The following is a 17,391-nucleotide window of genomic DNA, read 5'->3' as shown; positions in this document are numbered from 1 at the left end:
GGGGAAGGCCCTCAGTGCCCGGTCAGCCCGAGAGTTCGTCGGCGAGCGCCCGCAGGGCGAGGCGGTAGGAGCCGATGCCGAATCCGGCGACGGTGCCGCTGGCGACCGCGGCGACCACCGAGGTGTGCCGGAACTCCTCGCGGGCGTACGGGTTGGAGATGTGCACCTCGATCAGCGGGGCGGTGCGCTGGGCGGCGGCGTCCCGCATCCCGTACGAGTAGTGCGTGAAGGCGCCGGGGTTGATGACGACGGGCAGCGAGCCGTCGGCCGCCTCGTGCAGCCAGCGGATCATCTCGCCCTCGTCGTTGGTCTCGCGCACCTCGACGTCGAAGCCCAGTTCGCCGCCGAGGGTCCGGCAGGCGTCGACCAGTCCGGCGTAGGAGGTCGCGCCGTACACGTCGGGCTCGCGGGAGCCGAGCCGGCCGAGGTTGGGGCCGTTGAGCACCAGCACCTTGCGCGTCACGCGGAGACCTCCCCGTAGGCGGCGACCAGCACCGCCGGGTCGGGGCCCTCCAGGACGGCCGGCTTGGCGAGCCCGTCGAGGACGATGAAGCGCAGCAGGTCGCCGCGGGACTTCTTGTCGACCCGCATGGTCTCCAGGAGCTTGGGCCACTGGTCGCCGCGGTAGGTCAGGGGCAGGCCGACGGACTCCAGGACGGCGCGGTGCCGGTCGGCGGTGGCGTCGTCCAGCCGTCCGGCGAGACGGCCCAGCTCGGCGGCGAAGACCATGCCCACGGAGACGGCGGCGCCGTGGCGCCACTTGTAGCGCTCGTTCTTCTCGATGGCGTGGGCCAGGGTGTGGCCGTAGTTGAGGATCTCGCGGAGTCCGGACTCCTTGAGGTCGGAGGAGACGACGTCCGCCTTGACCCGGATCGACCGCTCGATCAGCTCGGCGGTGTGCGGTCCGGCGGGCGTACGGGCCGCCTGCGGGTCCGCCTCGATCAGGTCCAGGATCACCGGGTCGGCGATGAAGCCGGCCTTGATGACCTCGGCCAGGCCGCTGACGTAGTCGTGGACGGCCAGCGAGTCGAGGGCGGCGAGGTCGCACAGCACGCCGGCCGGGGGGTGGAAGGCGCCGACGAGGTTCTTGCCCTCGGCGGTGTTGATGCCGGTCTTGCCGCCGACCGCCGCGTCGACCATGGCGAGGACCGTGGTCGGGACGGCGATCCAGCGCACTCCGCGCAGCCAGGTGGCCGCCACGAAGCCCGCGAGGTCGGTGGTGGCGCCGCCGCCCACTCCCACGATCACGTCGGTGCGGGTGAAGCCGGTCTGCCCGAGCGCCTTCCAGCAGTACGCGGCGACCTCGGCCGTCTTGGCCTCCTCGGCGTTCGGCACCTGGATGGCGACCGCCTCGTACCCCTGCGCGGCGAGGTCGGCGCGCAGCGCCTCGCCGGTCTCGGCGAGCGCCTCCGGGTGGATCACGGCGACGCGCTTGGCCCGGGTGCCGACCATGCCGGCGAGCTCGCCGAGGAGCTGCCTGCCGACCAGCACCTCGTACGGGTCGGTGCCGGCCGTGCCGCCGACCTGGATACGGGTCACTGCCTGGTCCGTCATACGTCCTTCAATTCCAGTGCGTCGAGGACCGCCTGGGCGACCTCTTCGGGGGTCCGGTCGTCGGTGGCGACGGCCACCCGGGCGACCTCGGTGTACAGGGGGCGCCGGGCCTCCATCAGCTCGCGCCACTGGCGGCGCGGGTTGACGGCGAGCAGCGGGCGGGCGGTGTTGAGGCCGACCCTGCGCACCGCTTCCTCGACGTCCATCGAGAGGTAGGCGACGGGCAGCCCGGTGAGCAGCTCCCGGGTGCCGGCGTCGAGGACGGCGCCGCCGCCGAGGGCGAGGACGCCGGTGTGCCCGGCGACGGCGTCCCGTACGGCGGCGCGTTCGAGGGCGCGGAAGTGCTCCTCGCCGTCCTCGACGAAGATGTCGGAGATCTCCCGGCCCTCGGCGGCCACGATGTCCGCGTCCGTGTCCCGGTAGGGCACGCCGAGCCGCTCGGCGAGCAGCGCGCCCACGGTGGACTTGCCGGAGCCCATCGGTCCGACGAGGACGACCAGCGGGCCGGTGCTCACCGGATGTGGAGGTTGTCGAGGTACGAGCGGACGTTGCGGCGGGTCTCGGCGACGCTGTCGCCGCCGAACTTCTCCGCGACCGCGTCCGCGAGGACGAGGGCGACCATGGCCTCGGCGACGATGCCGGCGGCGGGCACCGCGCAGACGTCGGACCGCTGGTGGTGGGCCGCGGCGGCCTCGCCGGTGACCACGTCGACGGTCTTCAGGGCCCGGGGCACGGTGGCGATGGGCTTCATCGCGGCGCGGACGCGCAGCAGCTCGCCGGTGGTCAGGCCGCCCTCGGTGCCGCCGGAGCGGCCGGAGGTGCGGCGGATGCCGTCGCCGGTGGCGACGATCTCGTCGTGGGCCTGGGAGCCGGGCACCCGGGCGAGGTCGAAGCCGTCGCCGACCTCGACGCCCTTGATGGCCTGGATGCCCATGAGCGCGGCGGCCAGGCGGGCGTCCAGCCGGCGGTCCCAGTGCACGTGGGAGCCGAGGCCGACCGGCACGTCGTAGGCGAGGACCTCGACCACGCCGCCGAGGGTGTCGCCGTCCTTGTGGGCCTGGTCGATCTCGGCGACCATCGCCTTGGAGGCGTCCGCGTCCAGGCAGCGCACCGGGTCGGCGTCCAGCTTCTCGACGTCGGCGGGGGTCGGGTACACGCCGTACGGGGCCTTGGCGGCGGCCAGCTCGACGACGTGCGACACGATCTCGATGCCGGCCGTCTCCTTGAGGTACGAGCGGGCGACGGCGCCGAGCGCCACACGGGCGGCGGTCTCGCGGGCGCTGGCGCGCTCCAGGACCGGGCGGGCCTCGTCGAAGCCGTACTTCTGCATGCCGGCGAGGTCCGCGTGGCCGGGGCGGGGGCGGGTCAGCGGGGCGTTGCGGGCCAGTGCGGCGAGCTCGTCCGGGTCGACCGGGTCGGCCGCCATGACCTTCTCCCACTTGGGCCACTCGGTGTTGCCGACCATCACGGCGACGGGCGAGCCCATGGTCAGGCCGTGGCGGACGCCGCCGAGGAAGGTGACCTCGTCGCGCTCGAACTTCATCCGCGCACCGCGCCCATAGCCGAGGCGCCGACGGGCCAGGTGGTCCGCCACCATCTCCGTGGTGATCGGGACACCGGCGGGAAGGCCCTCCAGCGTCGCCACCAGTGCGGGGCCGTGCGACTCCCCCGCGGTCAGCCAGCGCAACCTGCTCAACGGTGCTCCTCTGCTCGCGCCTCGACTGCGACGGCGCGACCGGGGTGCGCAGCCCTGGCCCGCCTCACCCCCGATCCTCCCATGTCCGGGCGGCCGCGCGATCGCCGGTCCAGCAAGCGGACGCCGCGTCCCACGGCGGGCCGGGGCGGGGCGCGGTCAGCGGGAGGCGAGTGCCGCCTCGCCCGCCGCGCGCATGGCGGCGAGGGGGGCGGGAGCGCGGCCCGTCATCCGCTCGACCTGGAGGACGGCCTGGTGGACGAGGAGGTCGAGCCCGCCGACCACGGCGCCGCCGCCCCGCCACCAGGAGGCCGCCAGGGCGGTGGGCCAGGGGTCGTACAGCACGTCGAAGAGGGTGCCGGGCCGCTCGGGCACGGCGGCGGCGAGCGCGTCGGTCGTCCCGGCGGGGGTGGTGGCGACGACGAGCGGGGCGCGCAGGCCCTCGGCCGCGTCCTCCCAGCGGGCGGTGCGCACCGGGACGCCGAGCCGTTCGCCCCAGCCGCGCATCTCGGCGGCGCGGGCCTCGCTGCGTACGTAGGCGGTGACCGGTCCGGTGCAGACGCGGGCCAGCGCGGCGAGCGCCGACGACGCGGTGGCGCCGGCGCCGAGCACGGCGGCGGACTCGACCTGCTCCACGCCCCGCTCCCGCAGCGCGGCGATCATGCCGGGGATGTCGGTGTTGTCGCCGGTGCGGCGGCCGTCCTCGCCGATGACGACGGTGTTGACGGCCTCGACGGAGGCCGCCGTGCCGGTGATCCCGTCGAGCAGCGGGATGACCGCCCGCTTGAGCGGCATGGTCAGCGACAGGCCGGCCCAGGAGGCGTCCAGCTCCTTCAGGAAGCCGGGGAGCCGCTCCTCGTCCACCTCGTGCCGCTCGTACGACCAGCCGGTGAGGCCCAGCTCGGCGTAGGCGGCGCGGTGCAGCACCGGGGAGAGGGAGTGGGCGATCGGCGACCCGAGGACGGCGGCCCTGCGGGCGCCGGGGGCGGGAACGTCACTCGCTGCCCTGGTTGTCATTGAACTTGTCCTTCAGCTTCAGGAACTCGTCGTGCGTCTTGGCGAATTCCGTCTTGTTCATCCCGTCGGTGGCGACGAAGTACATCCAGCCGTCCGACGTGGGTTTCAGGGCGGCTTCCAGGGCTTCCAGTCCGGGATTTCCGATCGGGCCGGGGGTCAGGCCCTTCTGGGTGTACGTGTTGTACGGGTCCTGGTTGCTGTTGATCTCGGATTCGCTGATGTCGATATTGCTCTGGCCCTTGAGGTAATTGAAGGCCGAGTCGAACTGGAGAAGCTGGTTGGTCTCCGTGTTCGTGGGCTTGAGGCGGTTGTAGACCACCTCGCCCATCTTGCGGAAGTCGTCGGGGGTCTTGCCCTCGGCGTTGACCAGGCTGGCCACGGTGAGGAGTTCCCAAGGACCCTTGAGGCCCAGGGACTTGGACTTCCCTTCGAGGTCGAGCTTGGTGTACTCGGCGTTGGCGCGGGCGACCATCTTCTTGAGGACGTCCTCGGGCTTGGCGCCCTTCGCCACCGGATAGCTCGCCGGGAAGAGGAAGCCTTCCAGCGGGTCCTTGACCCCGGGGTGGCCGGTGGCCCAGGCGGGCAGTCCGAGGTTTTTCACCTTGGCCCGGGCGACGCCTTCGGTGGTGCCCGGCTTCAGGGCGAGCCGTTTGTCGATCTGTTCGTAGACGTACACGTTCCGCTTGCCCTCGGGAATGGTGAGGGCATTGCGGTTCTTCGGGTCGAGCATGGCCTCGACCGCGCTGGCGGCGGACATGCCCTTCCGGAGCGTGTAGACGCCGTCCTGGATGCTCTTGCCGTCGGGGTTCTTCTCCTGGGCGGAGACGAAGGCGCCCTGGCTCTTGACCACGCCGCTCTCCACCAGGCGGGCGGCGATCTCGTAGCCGCCGGCGCCCTTGGGGATCTCCACCTGGACGGTCTCGGCGGTGCCGTCGCCGGTGTAGTCGGGCGCCTCGCCGAACCGGCCCTGCCAGAACTGGTAGCCGACGTACCCGACACCGCCGACGCCGCCCGCCATCACCAGGGCGACGACCAGGCAGGCCAGACCGTTGCGGCTCTTGCGCTTCTTGGGCGGCCTGCCGCCCCGGCGGCCCTGGCCCCCGCCGCGCCCCGGCCCGGCCGGGTCGTCGCCGTCGTCGTCCCCGTCACGGCCGCCGCGGCCGTCGCGGCCGTCACGGTCGTCGTCGCCGGGGGCGTCGGTGAAGAACGGGTGGTCCTCCTCCGGTTCCTGCTCCAGCGGCTCGTGGCGGGGCTCGGGCTCGGGGTGCCGCCGGTCCGGGGGCTGCGGGGGCGGGTACGCCTCGGGGGTGCCGTAGAGGTCGGGCGTCCGGGCGGCGTAGGGGTCCGCCGGGGCGTGCGCGCCGTAGGGCATCGCGGCCTGCTGGCCGGTGTCCCAGGTTCCGGTTCCGGTGTCGTACGGGCCGCCGGCGTACGTCTGGCCCCCGTGAACCTGGCCGGAATGCGTCTGGTCCGCGTAGCCCTGCCCGGGGTAGGTCCCGTGGTACTCCGGGGCGTCCTGGTACTGCTGCGCGCCCTGCGGCTGCTGCGCACCGTAGTACTGGTGGTCGGCGTGGCCCGGGTACTGCTGGTCGCCGTGACCGTGCTGGGCGTGCTGCCCGTGCTGCCCGTGCTGCTGGTACGGGTCCTGCGGCTGTCCGTACTGCGGCTGCTGGTAGGAGGCCTGCTGACCTTCCCACCCCTGGTTCCCGTGAGCCGGGTCCTCGGGGTGCCACGGTTCGGAGCCGGGGCTCCGGCCATACTCAGTCATCGATCCCCAAACAGCCGCGAGGCGTCCGGACGATCCGCCTCTACGTCACGCGGCGGCTGTTCGAACACCGCCGCGTAGCGGGGAACGTTACCGTATCGCGATCAGATGACCACTTCGACGCTCTCTCCGGGCGGATTACCCGATACCCGTTCGGACTCAAGAGCGTTCTGAAGGATGATCACAGCGGCTGCCTGATCGATGACAGACCGGCCTTTTTTGGACTTCACGCCCGAGGCGCGGAGCCCCTGACCGGCCGTCACTGTGGTCATCCTCTCGTCCACGAGGCGCACCGGGACGGGCGAGACGCCCCGGGCGAGCTCCTGGGCGAAGGCGCGGACCTTGACGGCGGCCGGGCCCTCGCCCCCGCTGAGGGAGCGAGGCAGCCCGACGACGACCTCGATCGGCTCGTACTCGTCGGCGATCTGCCGCAACCGCCGGTGGGCCGCCGGGACATCGCGTCCCGGAACGGTCTCCACCGGGGTGGCGAGGACCCCGTCGGGGTCGCACGAGGCGACCCCGATCCGGGCGTCCCCGACGTCGATCGCGAGGCGGCGGCCGCGTCTCATCAGACGGTGTCCGCGACGAGCCGCTCGACGGCGGCCATGGCGTCGCCCACGGCCTCGGCGTTCTGCCCGCCGCCCTGGGCGACGTCCGGCTTGCCGCCACCGCCGCCGCCGAGCGTCTTGGCGGCCGTACGGACCAGGTCGCCGGCCTTGAGGCCCCGCTCACGGGCGGCCTCGTTGGTGGCGATGACCGTCAGCGGGCGGCCGTTGGCCGTGGTGAACAGGGCGACCACGGCCGGGCGGTCGCCCGGGATGCGGCCGCGCACGTCCAGCACCAGCCTGCGCAGGTCGTCGGCGCCGGTGCCGTCCGGGACCTGCCCGGTCACCAGGGCCACACCGCGTACGTCCTGGGCGCCCTGGGCGAGACCGGCGGCGGCCTGGAGGACCTTCTCCGCGCGGAACTTCTCGATCTCCTTCTCGGCGTCCTTCAGCTTGGCGAGCATCCCGGAGATCTTCTCGGGAAGCTCCTCGGGACGGCCCTTGACCAGCTCCTGGAGCTGGGCGACGACCGTGTGCTCCCTGGCCAGGAAGTTGTACGCGTCGACGCCCACGAGGGCCTCGATGCGGCGCACACCGGAACCGATCGACGACTCGCCGAGCAGCTTGACCAGGCCGAGCTGGGCGGTGTTGTGGACGTGCGTACCGCCGCACAGCTCCTTGGAGAAGTCGCCGATGGTGACGACGCGGACCTTCTCGCCGTACTTCTCGCCGAACTCGGCGATGGCGCCCTGCCGCTTGGCCTCGTCGATCGGCATGACCTCGGCGTGCACGTCCAGCTCGCGGGAGAGCACCTCGTTGATCTTCTGCTCGACGTCGGTCATGACCGTCTGCGGCACGGCGGCCGGGGAGCCGAAGTCGAAGCGGAAGCGGCCGGGCTGGTTCTCCGAACCGGCCTGGGCGGCCGTCGGGCCGAGGGCGTCGCGCAGCGCCTGGTGGGTGAGGTGGGTGGCGCTGTGGGCGCGGGCGATGGCACGGCGGCGCCGGACGTCGATGGAGGCGTACGCCGTGGCGCCGACGGTCACCTCGCCGACCTGGACCGAGCCCTTGTGGACGGAGACGCCAGGGACGGGCTGCTGGACGTCGCGGACCTCGATGACCGCGCCGCTGTGCAGCTTGATCCGGCCGGTGTCGCCGATCTGGCCGCCGCCCTCGGCGTAGAACGGGGTGCGGTCCAGGACGACCTCGACCTCGTCGCCCTCGGTGGCGGCGGGCGAGGAGACGCCGTTGACCAGCATGCCGACGACGGTGGTCTCGCCCTCGGTGTTGGTGTAGCCGGTGAACTCGGTGCTGCCGGCGGCGTCCGCGATCTCGCGGTAGGCCGTCACATCGGCGTGGCCGGTCTTCTTGGCCAGGGCGTCGGCCTTGGCCCGGTCGCGCTGCTCCTGCATCAGGCGGCGGAAGCCGGTCTCGTCCACGGAGAGGCCCTGCTCGGCGGCCATCTCCAGGGTGAGGTCGATCGGGAAGCCCCAGGTGTCGTGGAGCAGGAACGCCTTGTCGCCGGAGAGGACGGTGCCGCCGGCGGCCTTGGTCTCGGTGACGGCGGTGTCGAGGATGTTGGTGCCGCCCTTGAGGGCCTTGAGGAAGGCGGCCTCCTCGGCGAGCGCCACGGTCTCGATGCGCTTGCGGTCGGTCTCCAGCTCCGGGTACTGCTCGCCCATGGTCCTGATGACCGTGTCGACCAGCTCGCCGACGACCGGTCCGGTGGCGCCGAGCAGGCGCATGTTGCGGACGGCGCGGCGCATGATGCGGCGCAGGACGTAGCCGCGGCCCTCGTTGCCGGGGGTGACACCGTCGCCGATGAGCATCACGGAGGTGCGCATGTGGTCGGCGACCACGCGGAGCGAGACGTCGCTCTCGCGGGCCTGGCCGTAGCGGACCCCGGTCAGCTCGGTGGCCTTGTCGATGACGACCTTGAGGGTGTCCGTCTCGTACATGTTCTGGACGCCCTGGAGGATCATCGCCAGGCGCTCCAGGCCGAGGCCCGTGTCGATGTTCTTGCTCGGCAGGTCGCCCAGGATCTCGAAGTCGTCCTTGCCGGTCCCCTGGCCCCGCTCGTACTGCATGAAGACCAGGTTCCAGATCTCCACGTAGCGCTCGTCGTTGACGGCCGGGCCGCCCTCGGCGCCGAACTCCGGGCCCCGGTCGTAGTTGATCTCGGAGCAGGGGCCGCAGGGGCCGGGGACGCCCATGGACCAGAAGTTGTCCTTCTTGCCCAGGCGCTGGATGCGCTCGGCGGGGACGCCCACGACGTCGCGCCAGATCTGCTCGGCCTCGTCGTCGTCCTGGTAGACGGTGATCCAGAGCTTCTCGGGCTCCAGGCCGTAACCGCCGTGCTCGACCGGGGTGGTGAGCAGCTCCCAGGCGAGCTTGATGGCGCCTTCCTTGAAGTAGTCGCCGAAGGAGAAGTTGCCGCACATCTGGAAGAAGGTGCCGTGCCGGGTGGTCTTGCCGACCTCCTCGATGTCCGGCGTGCGCACGCACTTCTGCACGCTGGAGGCGCGCGCGAACGGCGGCTTGACCTCGCCCAGGAAGTAGGGCTTGAAGGGGACCATGCCGGCGGGGACCAGGAGCAGAGTCGGGTCGTCCGCGATGAGCGACGCCGAAGGCACGACGGTGTGCCCGCGCTCCTCGAAGAAGCTCAGCCAGCGGCGGCGGATTTCAGCCGACTCCATCAGTGGTCCTCATTCCGGTTGTACGGGTGGTGGTGGGGGTGCGGGGGGCGCGCGCCGCTCCGGGGGCCCTCCAGCGGGGCGGCCCGGCGCGGCGGCGGCAGGGCCGGGTCGGTGTCACCGGGCGGGGGCGCCTCGATGCCCAGGGCCTCGCCCAGTTCGGCCTCGCGCTGGAGCATGCCGGCCCGGACGTCGAGCGCGAAGTCCTTGAGCCGGTGGCCGGTCTCGACCGCCTTGTCGGCGGCCTGGGCGGCGAGGCTCTGCGGGGTCAGCTGCTTGAGCTTGCGGTTGACCTTGGTGGTGGCCCACACGCCGGCGGCGGCGCCGGCGGAGAACCAGAAAGCTCGGCGGAACATCCTGTGCGTCAGCCCTTCCGCTTCCGGCCCCTGGCGCCCGGCACCGTACGGCCGACGACGACCGTACGCCGGGGCTCCTCGGCCGGGCGTTCGTTCTTGTTCCGGCCCATCGCGCGGCGGACGCCGTAGCCGAACGCCGCGACCTTGACGAGCGGCCCCCCGAAGGTGGACGCGACCGTCGAGGAGAGCGCGGAGGCGTTGGACGTGACCTCCTGGACGTCCGACGCGATGGCGTCCACCCGGTCCAGCTGGGTCTGCGCCGAGCGTACGGTCGCGGAGGCGTCGGCGAGCAGCGGAACCGCCTGCTCGGTCACCTCGGCCATGAGCCGGGTGGTCGCCCTGAGCGTCTGGGCAAGCCTCACCAGCACCACGGCCAGGAAGGAGACCAGGATCGCCCAGAAGACCGCCACCAGGATCCCGGCAACCTCTCCACCGGTCACTGCGCACCGCTCTCTGCTCGTCGGTCGTCGGTCGTCGCACGCCGTCCGCGCTGGGGGCCGGACGGCTTGGGAAGTCGTCCTCCGAGCCTATCGCGCCGACGCTCGCTCCCCGTACCGCATTAGGCGCTCACACGCGGCCCTCCGGCGGTCGGATTGTACGGACCGCATCCCTCTGGGTACCCTCCGTGTTCCATGGCGTCCCAGGCTTCCCAGCGACGGAGCGATCTGCCGGCGGAACTCGACCGGTTCGTCGGGCGCGAGGACGAACTCGGGCAACTGGAGCGGCTGCTCGCCGAGTTCCGGCTGGTCACGGTGGTCGGCGCGGGCGGGGTGGGCAAGTCCCGGCTGGCGCTGCGGGCCGCCGCCGGTGCGGAGAAACGCTACTGCGACGGTGTCCGGCTGGTGGAGCTGGCGCCGCTGCGCGACCCGGGGCTGCTGGAGCAGTCCCTGCTGGACGCGCTCGGCCTCACCGACCACACCCGCCGGGCGCCGCGCGAGGTGCTGGCCGAGCACCTGGCGGAGCGGCGGCTGCTGCTGGTCCTGGACGGCTTCGAGCACCTGGTGGAGGAGTGCGCCGGTCTGGCGCGGGAGCTGCTGCTCCGCTCCCCCGGGCTGGCCGTGCTGGCCGCCGGGCGCCGCCCGCTGCGGCTCGCGGGCGAGGCGCTGCTGCCGCTCGCCCCGCTGCCGGACGGCGACGCCGCGGAGCTGTTCGCCGCGCGGGCGGCGGCCACCGCGCCGGGCCGCCCCGCCGGGCCGCCGGACGCGGTGCGCCGGCTGTGCCGCCGCCTCGACGGCATCCCGCTGGCGCTGGAGCTGGCGGCGGGCCGGCTGCCGGTGCTCACCGTGGAGCAGATGCTGGACCGGCTGGACGACCGCTTCCGGCTGCTGGCCGGCGGGGTGCGCGGCGCCCTCCCCCGGCACCGCACGCTGCGGACCGCGATCGGCTGGAGCCATGAGCTGTGCACCCCGGCGGAGCGGCTGCTGTGGGCCCGGCTGTCGGTCTTCGCCGGCCCCTTCGACCTGGAGGCGGTCGAGTACGTGTGCGGCGGGCCGGAGCTGCCGCCCGCCGGGGTGGTGGACGTCCTCGGGGAGCTGCTGGCGCAGTCGGTGGTGGTGCGCGAGGAGTCGCCGGCGGGCCCGCGCTACCGGATGCTCGACACGGTCCGGGCGTACGGGGCGGAGTGGCTGACCGCGCTGGGCGACGCGGAGCGGATGCGGCGGCGGCACCGCGACTGGTACATGGGGCTGGCCACCTGGTGCGAGCTGGAGTGGTTCAGCGCCCGCCAGGCGGAGGTGGCGGCCTGCGCGGACAGCGCGCTGCCGAATCTGCGGGCGGCGCTGGAGCTGTGCCTGGAGTCCCCGGACGAGGCGCATGTGGCGCAGCACCTGGCGGCGACGCTCTGGTTCGCCTGGGTGGGGTGCGGGCGGCTGGCCGAGGGGCGGCACTGGCTGGACCGGGCGCTGGCCGGGGACCCGGGGCCGGGGCACGACGACGCCCGGCTGCGGGCGCTGTGGACGCTGGGGTACGTGGCCGTCCTCCAGGGCGACTACCCGGCGGCGGTGGCCGCGCTGTGCGAGTGCGGGGAGGGCGCGGCCCGTACCGGGAACGCGCTGGCGGCGGCGTACACCACCCACCGCATGGGCTGCCTGGCGCTGCTGACCGACGACATGGAGCGGGCGCGGACGCTGCTGTCCCGGGCGCTGGCCGCGTACCGGCGGCTGGGCGAGCTGAACAGCCAGGTGCTGATGGGCCAGGTGGAGCTGGCGATGGCGCTGGTCTTCCTGGGCGAGCTGGAGACGGCGGTGGCGCTGTGCCGGGAGGTGCGGGAGGTCTGCGAGGAGCGGGGCGAGCGGTGGACCCGGGCGTACGCGCTGTACGTCCTCGCCTATGCGGCCTGGACGCGCGGGGAGTTCGCGGAGGCGCGGGCGCTGCTGGCCGAGTGCATCACCATCGACCACGCGTTCAACGATCTGGTCGGGCTGGTGCTGGCCATCGAGCTGATGGCGCTGGTGACGGCCGGGGAGGGTGATCCGGCGGAGGCGGCGGTGCTCCAGGGGGCCGCGGCGCCGATCTGGGCGTCGGTGGGTCCGCCGCTGTTCGGCTCGGAGTACTTCGGCGCGCCCCGGGAGCTGTGCGAGCGGCGGGCGGGCGAGGCGCTGGGCGAGGAGGCGTTCCGGGCCCGGGTGGCGGAGGGCGGCACGCTGCCGCTGGAGGCGGCGGTGGTGCGGGCGCTGTCCGGGCGGCCGCCGCTGGACGGGGTGCCGGCGCCGCGGCGGCGCGGGGCGCGGGCGGGCAGGCCGCGGCGCGGCTGAGGCGCGGGGCGGGCGGACACGCGTGAGCCCGCCGCTCCCCGGAGGGAACGGCGGGCTCGGAAGACGCGTGAGCGGCTACGCCTGGATCAGCGGGCGTAGTACTCGACGACCAGCTGCTCGTCGCAGATGACCGGGATCTCCTTGCGGTTCGGCTCGCGGTCGAGACGGAACGCCAGGGCCTTCAGGTTGACCTGGAGGTAGCGGGGGGTCTCACCGTCGGGGGCGAAGCCACCCTCGCGCGCGACCTGGAACAGGCTCTTGGCGCGGCTGCGCTCGCGGACCATCACGACGTCGTCGGGACGGACGCGGAACGACGGCTTGTCGACCTTGCCACCGTTGACCTCGATGTGGCCGTGGACGACCATCTGGCGGGCCTGGTAGATGGTGCGGGCGATGCCCGAACGCAGGACCAGGGCGTCGAGGCGGCGCTCGAGCTCGACGACCAGCGCCTCACCCGTCTTGCCCTCGGCCTTCTTGGCGCGGTCGTAGGCGCGGGCCATCTGGCGCTCGCTGATGTCGTACTGCGCGCGCAGACGCTGCTTCTCGAGCAGACGGACCTTGTAGTCCGAGTTCTGCTTGCGGCCACGGCCGTGCTCGCCCGGCGGGTAGGGGCGGGCCTCGAAGTACTTGACGGCCTTCGGCGTCAGCGCGATACCGAGCGCACGGGACTTCTTGACCTTGGGACGCGACTGGTTAGGCACGTTCTCCAGACCTCCGATATAGGTTAGGTTAGGCTTACCTTAATCAAGGAGATCGCATGTCGAGCCCTGGGAACACCACGCGCATCACAGACAGCAGCACAAAGAGCGATGCTCCTGCCTCGCAGAGCATCGATGTGACGGAGGTCCGATCAGCTCATGGTCAGCCGCGTCCCAGCGGGCTTGAAATCGCGCGGATGCCGTCAGCAGCCGAGCGCACACGAACTCTCGTACAGAGTACATGCTCCGCGAGGCTGGTCGTCCCGGGGGCCGCAGCGGCCGGGGAGCACGAGCTGATGCCCGAGGCGCGCACCGTGGGGACGGACGGCGAGGTCTTCCTGCTGTACCCGGCGGCGTCCCCGGCGGTCCGGGCCGCGACCCACGCGCAGGACGACGAACTGCCGGCCGTGCTGGAGCTGACCGACGTCGCGCCCGTGGCCGTCCCGCACCGCATCCGGGGCCGGGCGTGGATCTCCGGGTGGCTCACCCGGGCCCCGGGCGTCGCCGCGCCCGGCCACATGATGCTCCGGCTGGAGGTCGGCGACATCTATGTGGACGACCTGTGGGGCGACGCCTCGGTGAGCCCCGAGGACTTCGCCGCGGCCCGGCCCGACCCCCTCACGGCGTACGAGACGGAGCTGCTCCAGCACCTCGCCGCCGCGCACGACGGCCATGTCCAGGGGCTGAGCCACCTGCTCGGGCCGCGGGCCGGCGCCCGGCGCGTGGTGCCGCTCGCCCTGGACCGGTTCGGGCTGCGGGTGCGCTGCCGGGACGAGCGGGGGTCCTCCTTCGACGCGCGCTTCGACTTCCCCGCCCCGGTGGCGGACGTCCACGGGCTGCGGCGGGCGATGCGGGCGCTGTTCGACGCGGCCGAGCGCTGAGCCGGACAGCACCGGCGCCGGAGTCGGCTGCGGTTCCGGCTCAGGGCGACTCCTCGCCGCGCAGCCGCTCGCGGACCTTCTCGACCACGTCCGCGTACCGCGCCTCCGCCCCGTAGCGCGTGGGCTCGTAGTACCGCCGGCCGTGGATCTCGTCGGGGGCGTACTGCTGGGCCGCGATACCGCCCGGCACGTCGTGCGGGTACACATACCCCTGCGCGTGCCCGAGCTTGGCCGCGCCCTTGTAGTGGCCGTCGCGCAGATGGGGCGGCACGGCACCCGCCAGGCCGTTGCGGACGTCGGCGCGGGCCGCGGTGATCGCGGTGGTGGCGGCGTTGGACTTGGGGGCCAGGGCCAGCGCGATGGTGGCGTGGCTGAGCGTGAGGGCCGCCTCCGGGAAGCCGATCATGGCCACGGCCTGGGCCGCCGCGACGGCGAGGGGCAGCGCCGTGGGGTCCGCCAGGCCGATGTCCTCGCTGGCGGAGATCATCAGGCGTCGGGCGATGAAGCGGGGGTCCTCACCGGCCTCGATCATGCGGGCCAGATAGTGCAGGGCGGCGTCCACGTCGGAGCCGCGGATGGACTTGATCAGCGCACTGGCGACGTCGTAGTGCTGGTCGCCGTCCCGGTCGTACGTCACGGCCGCCCGGTCGACGGTCTCCTCCAGGGTGGCGAGGGTGATCTCCTCCTCGCTCTTGGCGAGGGCCGCGCCCGCCGCGGCCTCCAGGGCGGTCAGCGCCCGGCGCGCGTCGCCGCCGGCGATCCTCAGCAGGTGTCCCCGCGCGTCCTCGGCCAGCGTCACCGCCCCGCCCAGGCCGCGCTCGTCGGTGAGCGCCCGGTCCAGCAGGCCGCGGACGTCGTCGTCGGTCAGCGGTTCGAGGGTGAGCAGCAGCGAGCGGGAGAGCAGCGGGGAGATCACCGAGAAGTACGGGTTCTCGGTGGTGGCGGCGATGAGGGTGACCCAGCGGTTCTCCACGGCGGGGAGCAGCGAGTCCTGCTGGGCCTTGGAGAAGCGGTGGATCTCGTCGAGGAAGAGGACCGTCTCCTTGCCGAAGCCGCCCGCCGCGCGGCGGGCGCCGTCGATGACCGCGCGGACCTCCTTGACGCCCGCGGTGATCGCGGACAGCTCCACGAACCGCTTGTTGGTCGCCTTGGACACCACGTACGCCAGGGTGGTCTTGCCGGTGCCCGGCGGGCCCCAGAGGATCACGGACGAGGCGCCCGCGGGCCCGCCGGCCCCCTCGCCGACCAGGCGGCGCAGCGGGGAACCGGGCTTGAGCAGGTGCTGCTGGCCGACGACTTCGTCCAGGGTGCGCGGGCGCATCCGGACCGCCAGGGGGCTGCTGGAGGGGTCCTTCTCCTGGCGGTCTTCGGCGGCTGCGGTAAAGAGGTCGGGCTCCACGTCATGAACCCTATGCCAGCCCACTGACAGCCGGTCCCGGTGGCGTCAGCCCGTCCAGAAGTCCCACCAGCGGGTCAGGATCAGCATGCCGATGATCCCGATGTGCAGCACCGGGAGCACCCAGGTGAACTCGTCCAGGAAGCCGCGCACCGCGCGCGGGGCGGGCAGCAGGCCGTGGCGGACGTTGTGGGCGGTGACGTACCAGAACATGACGATCGTGGCCGCCCAGGCCAGGCAGCACCACAGGCACAGCGCGTTGATCTCGTACAGCGACTGGTACATCAGCCACATGCAGAAGCCCACCCCGAACAGGGTGCCGGCGTTCAGGCCGAGCCAGAACCAGCGGCGGTGGCGGGCACCGGACAGCAGGCCCGCGCCGATGGCGACGACCATGCCGTACGTCACCAGGCCCAGCATCGGGTTGGGGAAGCCGAACACCGACGCCTGCTCGCTCTTCATGATGCTGCCGCAGGAGACCACCGGGTTCAGGCTGCACCCCGGCGTGAAGTTCGGGTCCTCCAGCAGCTTGAACTTGTCCAGCGTGATCACCCACGCGGCGAGCACCCCCGCCGCACCCGTGACCATCAGCATCCAGGCGAACGCCCGGCCGGCGCCGACCGCCGCGGGGCCGGAGGTGGAGGTGTCGGGGGTGGCTGCTCTCGTCATGGGTGCCCATTGTGCCGCATCGCCCGGGGCGGACGCCGTTCGCCGGGGACAAGGAACACCCCGGCCGGAGCCGGGGTGTTCCCTGGGTCGCGGGGGCGTCAGGCCAGGCGCGCGGAGAGCTTCTCCACGATGCCGTCGAGCGCCACGGGCTCCTGCTCGCCGGACTCCATGTCCTTGAGCTGGGCCACCCCCTCGGCGAGGTCCCGCTCGCCGAGGACCAGGGCGTACCGGGCGCCGCTGCGGTTGGCGGCCTTCATCGCGGCCTTGAGGCCCCTGCCGCCGTACGCGAAGTCGGTGGCGACCCCCGCCTTGCGCAGCCCGGTGACCACACCGAACAGCCGGCGCCGTGCCTCCTCGCCGATCGGGACGGCGAAGACGCTGGTGGTGGCGGGCAGGTCGAGGGTGACGCCCTCGGCCTCCAGGGCCAGGACCGTGCGGTCCACGCCGAGCGCCCAGCCCACCGAGGGCAGCGCGGGGCCGCCGATCATCTCGGACAGGCCGTCGTACCGGCCGCCGCCGCCGACCGCGGACTGCGAGCCGAGGCCGTCGTGGACGAACTCGAAGGTGGTGCGGGTGTAGTAGTCCAGGCCGCGCACCAGCTTCTCGTCGTCCTCGAAGACCACCCCGGCCGCCGTCAGCAGCTCGCGCACCTCGGCGTGGTACGCCGTGCAGGCGTCGCACAGGTAGTCGCGCAGCAGGGGCGCGCCCACCAGCTGCTTCTGGACGTCGGCCCGCTTGTCGTCGAGGACCCGCAGCGGGTTGATCTCGATCCGGCGGCGGGTGTCCTCGTCCAGGTCCAGCTCGCGCAGGAAGCCCTGCAGCGCCTCGCGGTAGACGGGGCGGCACTCCTTGTCGCCCAGCGAGTTGAGCAGGATGCGGAAGTTCCGCAGGCCCAGCGAGCGGTACGCCTGGTCGGCGAGGATGATCAGCTCGGCGTCCAGCGCGGGGTCCTCGGCGCCGATCGCCTCGGCGCCCACCTGGGAGAAGTGGCGGTAGCGGCCCTTCTGCGGGCGCTCGTAGCGGTAGTACGAGCCGGAGTACCAGAGCTTGACGGGGAGGTTGCCCTGCTTGTGCAGGTTGGCCTCCAGGGCCGCGCGCAGCACGGACGCGGTGCCCTCGGGGCGCAGGGCGAGCCGGTCGCCGCCCTTGGTCTCGAAGGCGTACATCTCCTTGGTGACGATGTCGGTGGACTCGCCGACACCGCGGGCGAACAGCTCGACGTTCTCGAAGCCGGGGGTCTCGACATAGCCGTAGCCGGAGTTCCGCAGGGGCGCGGAGATCGCCTCGCGGACGGCGAGGTACGTCGCGGAGTCGGGCGGCAGCAGGTCGTAGGTGCCCTTGGGGGCCTGGAAGGTACTCACGGGGCTTCTCTCG

The 17,391-nt window shown here is 72.9% G+C and carries 16 protein-coding genes; 2 read left to right on the top strand and 14 right to left on the bottom strand.

What is annotated here, in order from left to right; genetic code table 11:
* Positions 1-22: 22 nt before the first annotated feature.
* The 10 genes from aroQ to ACF08D_RS27235 form a co-directional block, all read right to left on the bottom strand.
* On the bottom strand, positions 23-463 hold the full coding sequence (aroQ, locus tag ACF08D_RS27280) for a type II 3-dehydroquinate dehydratase (protein WP_392226170.1): 441 nt from the start codon (positions 461-463) through the stop codon (positions 23-25).
* The gene (gene aroB, locus ACF08D_RS27275) at positions 460-1,554 is read right to left on the bottom strand and encodes a 3-dehydroquinate synthase (RefSeq protein WP_392226168.1); all 1,095 of its coding nucleotides are present in this window, start codon (positions 1,552-1,554) and stop codon (positions 460-462) included. Before aroB ends, aroQ begins: the two co-directional genes overlap by 4 nt.
* Positions 1,551-2,069, bottom strand: coding sequence for a shikimate kinase (locus ACF08D_RS27270; protein ID WP_392226166.1), 519 nt, complete (start codon positions 2,067-2,069; stop codon positions 1,551-1,553). Before ACF08D_RS27270 ends, aroB begins: the two co-directional genes overlap by 4 nt.
* Positions 2,066-3,250 carry a chorismate synthase gene (gene aroC / locus ACF08D_RS27265; RefSeq protein ID WP_392226164.1) on the bottom strand — a complete coding sequence of 395 codons (1,185 nt, stop codon included), beginning with the start codon at positions 3,248-3,250 and terminating at the stop codon, positions 2,066-2,068. Before aroC ends, ACF08D_RS27270 begins: the two co-directional genes overlap by 4 nt.
* A 156-nt stretch (positions 3,251-3,406) precedes the next feature.
* Positions 3,407-4,264 (bottom strand): shikimate dehydrogenase, encoded by an 858-nt coding sequence (locus ACF08D_RS27260; protein ID WP_392226162.1) that lies wholly within the window; start codon positions 4,262-4,264, stop codon positions 3,407-3,409.
* The gene (mltG, locus tag ACF08D_RS27255) at positions 4,242-6,032 is read right to left on the bottom strand and encodes an endolytic transglycosylase MltG (RefSeq protein ID WP_392226160.1); all 1,791 of its coding nucleotides are present in this window, start codon (positions 6,030-6,032) and stop codon (positions 4,242-4,244) included. The genes ACF08D_RS27260 and mltG overlap by 23 nt, the downstream gene beginning before the upstream one ends.
* A 101-nt stretch (positions 6,033-6,133) precedes the next feature.
* Positions 6,134-6,598, bottom strand: coding sequence for a Holliday junction resolvase RuvX (gene ruvX / locus ACF08D_RS27250; protein ID WP_392226158.1), 465 nt, complete (start codon positions 6,596-6,598; stop codon positions 6,134-6,136).
* A complete protein-coding gene (gene alaS, locus ACF08D_RS27245) occupies positions 6,598-9,267 on the bottom strand; it encodes an alanine--tRNA ligase (protein WP_392226157.1) in 2,670 nt (889 codons plus the stop codon). Before alaS ends, ruvX begins: the two co-directional genes overlap by 1 nt.
* Positions 9,267-9,620 (bottom strand): hypothetical protein, encoded by a 354-nt coding sequence (locus ACF08D_RS27240; RefSeq protein ID WP_392226155.1) that lies wholly within the window; start codon positions 9,618-9,620, stop codon positions 9,267-9,269. Before ACF08D_RS27240 ends, alaS begins: the two co-directional genes overlap by 1 nt.
* A gap of 8 nt (positions 9,621-9,628) precedes the next feature.
* A complete protein-coding gene (locus tag ACF08D_RS27235; RefSeq protein ID WP_392226153.1) occupies positions 9,629-10,060 on the bottom strand; it encodes a DUF948 domain-containing protein in 432 nt (143 codons plus the stop codon).
* 192 nt (positions 10,061-10,252) lie between these two features.
* On the opposite strand from ACF08D_RS27235, the gene ACF08D_RS27230 reads away from it, so the two are divergent.
* Positions 10,253-12,373, top strand: a complete 2,121-nt coding sequence (locus tag ACF08D_RS27230; protein ID WP_392226151.1) for an ATP-binding protein — start codon at positions 10,253-10,255, stop codon at positions 12,371-12,373.
* An 86-nt stretch (positions 12,374-12,459) separates the two neighbouring features.
* Here the strand turns inward: ACF08D_RS27230 and rpsD are convergent, their stop codons facing one another.
* Entirely contained in the window at positions 12,460-13,074 is a 615-nt protein-coding gene (gene rpsD, locus ACF08D_RS27225) for a 30S ribosomal protein S4 (RefSeq protein ID WP_156695355.1), read from the bottom strand.
* Between the two features lie 194 nt (positions 13,075-13,268).
* Between rpsD and ACF08D_RS27220 the strand changes: the two genes are divergently transcribed.
* Positions 13,269-13,952 carry a DUF2470 domain-containing protein gene (locus ACF08D_RS27220; protein ID WP_392226148.1) on the top strand — a complete coding sequence of 228 codons (684 nt, stop codon included), beginning with the start codon at positions 13,269-13,271 and terminating at the stop codon, positions 13,950-13,952.
* A 40-nt stretch (positions 13,953-13,992) separates the two neighbouring features.
* Here ACF08D_RS27220 and ACF08D_RS27215 read toward each other — a convergent pair whose 3' ends face one another.
* The 3 genes from ACF08D_RS27215 to hisS all read right to left on the bottom strand — a co-directional run bounded on the left by ACF08D_RS27215 (position 13,993) and on the right by hisS (position 17,378).
* Positions 13,993-15,351: a replication-associated recombination protein A gene (locus ACF08D_RS27215; RefSeq protein WP_392226146.1), complete on the bottom strand. Its 1,359-nt coding sequence runs from the start codon at positions 15,349-15,351 to the stop codon at positions 13,993-13,995.
* Between the two features lie 45 nt (positions 15,352-15,396).
* Positions 15,397-16,017 (bottom strand): vitamin K epoxide reductase family protein, encoded by a 621-nt coding sequence (locus ACF08D_RS27210; protein WP_392226145.1) that lies wholly within the window; start codon positions 16,015-16,017, stop codon positions 15,397-15,399.
* A gap of 98 nt (positions 16,018-16,115) precedes the next feature.
* The gene (gene hisS, locus ACF08D_RS27205) at positions 16,116-17,378 is read right to left on the bottom strand and encodes a histidine--tRNA ligase (protein ID WP_392226143.1); all 1,263 of its coding nucleotides are present in this window, start codon (positions 17,376-17,378) and stop codon (positions 16,116-16,118) included.
* Positions 17,379-17,391: the final 13 nt, after the last annotated feature.

Source organism: Streptomyces sp. NPDC015131, from assembly GCF_043079975.1.
GTDB lineage: Bacteria > Actinomycetota > Actinomycetes > Streptomycetales > Streptomycetaceae > Streptomyces.
Note: the sequence above shows the minus strand (reverse complement) of the source record. Positions and strands in the feature narration are given on the sequence as shown.

Bases quoted from the DNA above. Each gene is read 5' to 3' on its own strand.
- ACF08D_RS27240 (WP_392226155.1), bottom strand. From the start codon at position 9,620: ATGTTCCGCCGAGCTTTCTGGTTCTCCGCCGGCGCCGCCGCCGGCGTG.
- ruvX (WP_392226158.1), bottom strand. From the start codon at position 6,598: ATGAGACGCGGCCGCCGCCTCGCGATCGACGTCGGGGACGCCCGGATC.
- alaS (WP_392226157.1), bottom strand. From the start codon at position 9,267: ATGGAGTCGGCTGAAATCCGCCGCCGCTGGCTGAGCTTCTTCGAGGAG.
- ACF08D_RS27230 (WP_392226151.1), top strand. From the start codon at position 10,253: ATGGCGTCCCAGGCTTCCCAGCGACGGAGCGATCTGCCGGCGGAACTC.
- ACF08D_RS27210 (WP_392226145.1), bottom strand. From the start codon at position 16,017: ATGACGAGAGCAGCCACCCCCGACACCTCCACCTCCGGCCCCGCGGCG.
- aroB (WP_392226168.1), bottom strand. From the start codon at position 1,554: ATGACGGACCAGGCAGTGACCCGTATCCAGGTCGGCGGCACGGCCGGC.
- ACF08D_RS27260 (WP_392226162.1), bottom strand. From the start codon at position 4,264: ATGACAACCAGGGCAGCGAGTGACGTTCCCGCCCCCGGCGCCCGCAGG.
- mltG (WP_392226160.1), bottom strand. From the start codon at position 6,032: ATGACTGAGTATGGCCGGAGCCCCGGCTCCGAACCGTGGCACCCCGAG.
- ACF08D_RS27220 (WP_392226148.1), top strand. From the start codon at position 13,269: ATGCCGTCAGCAGCCGAGCGCACACGAACTCTCGTACAGAGTACATGC.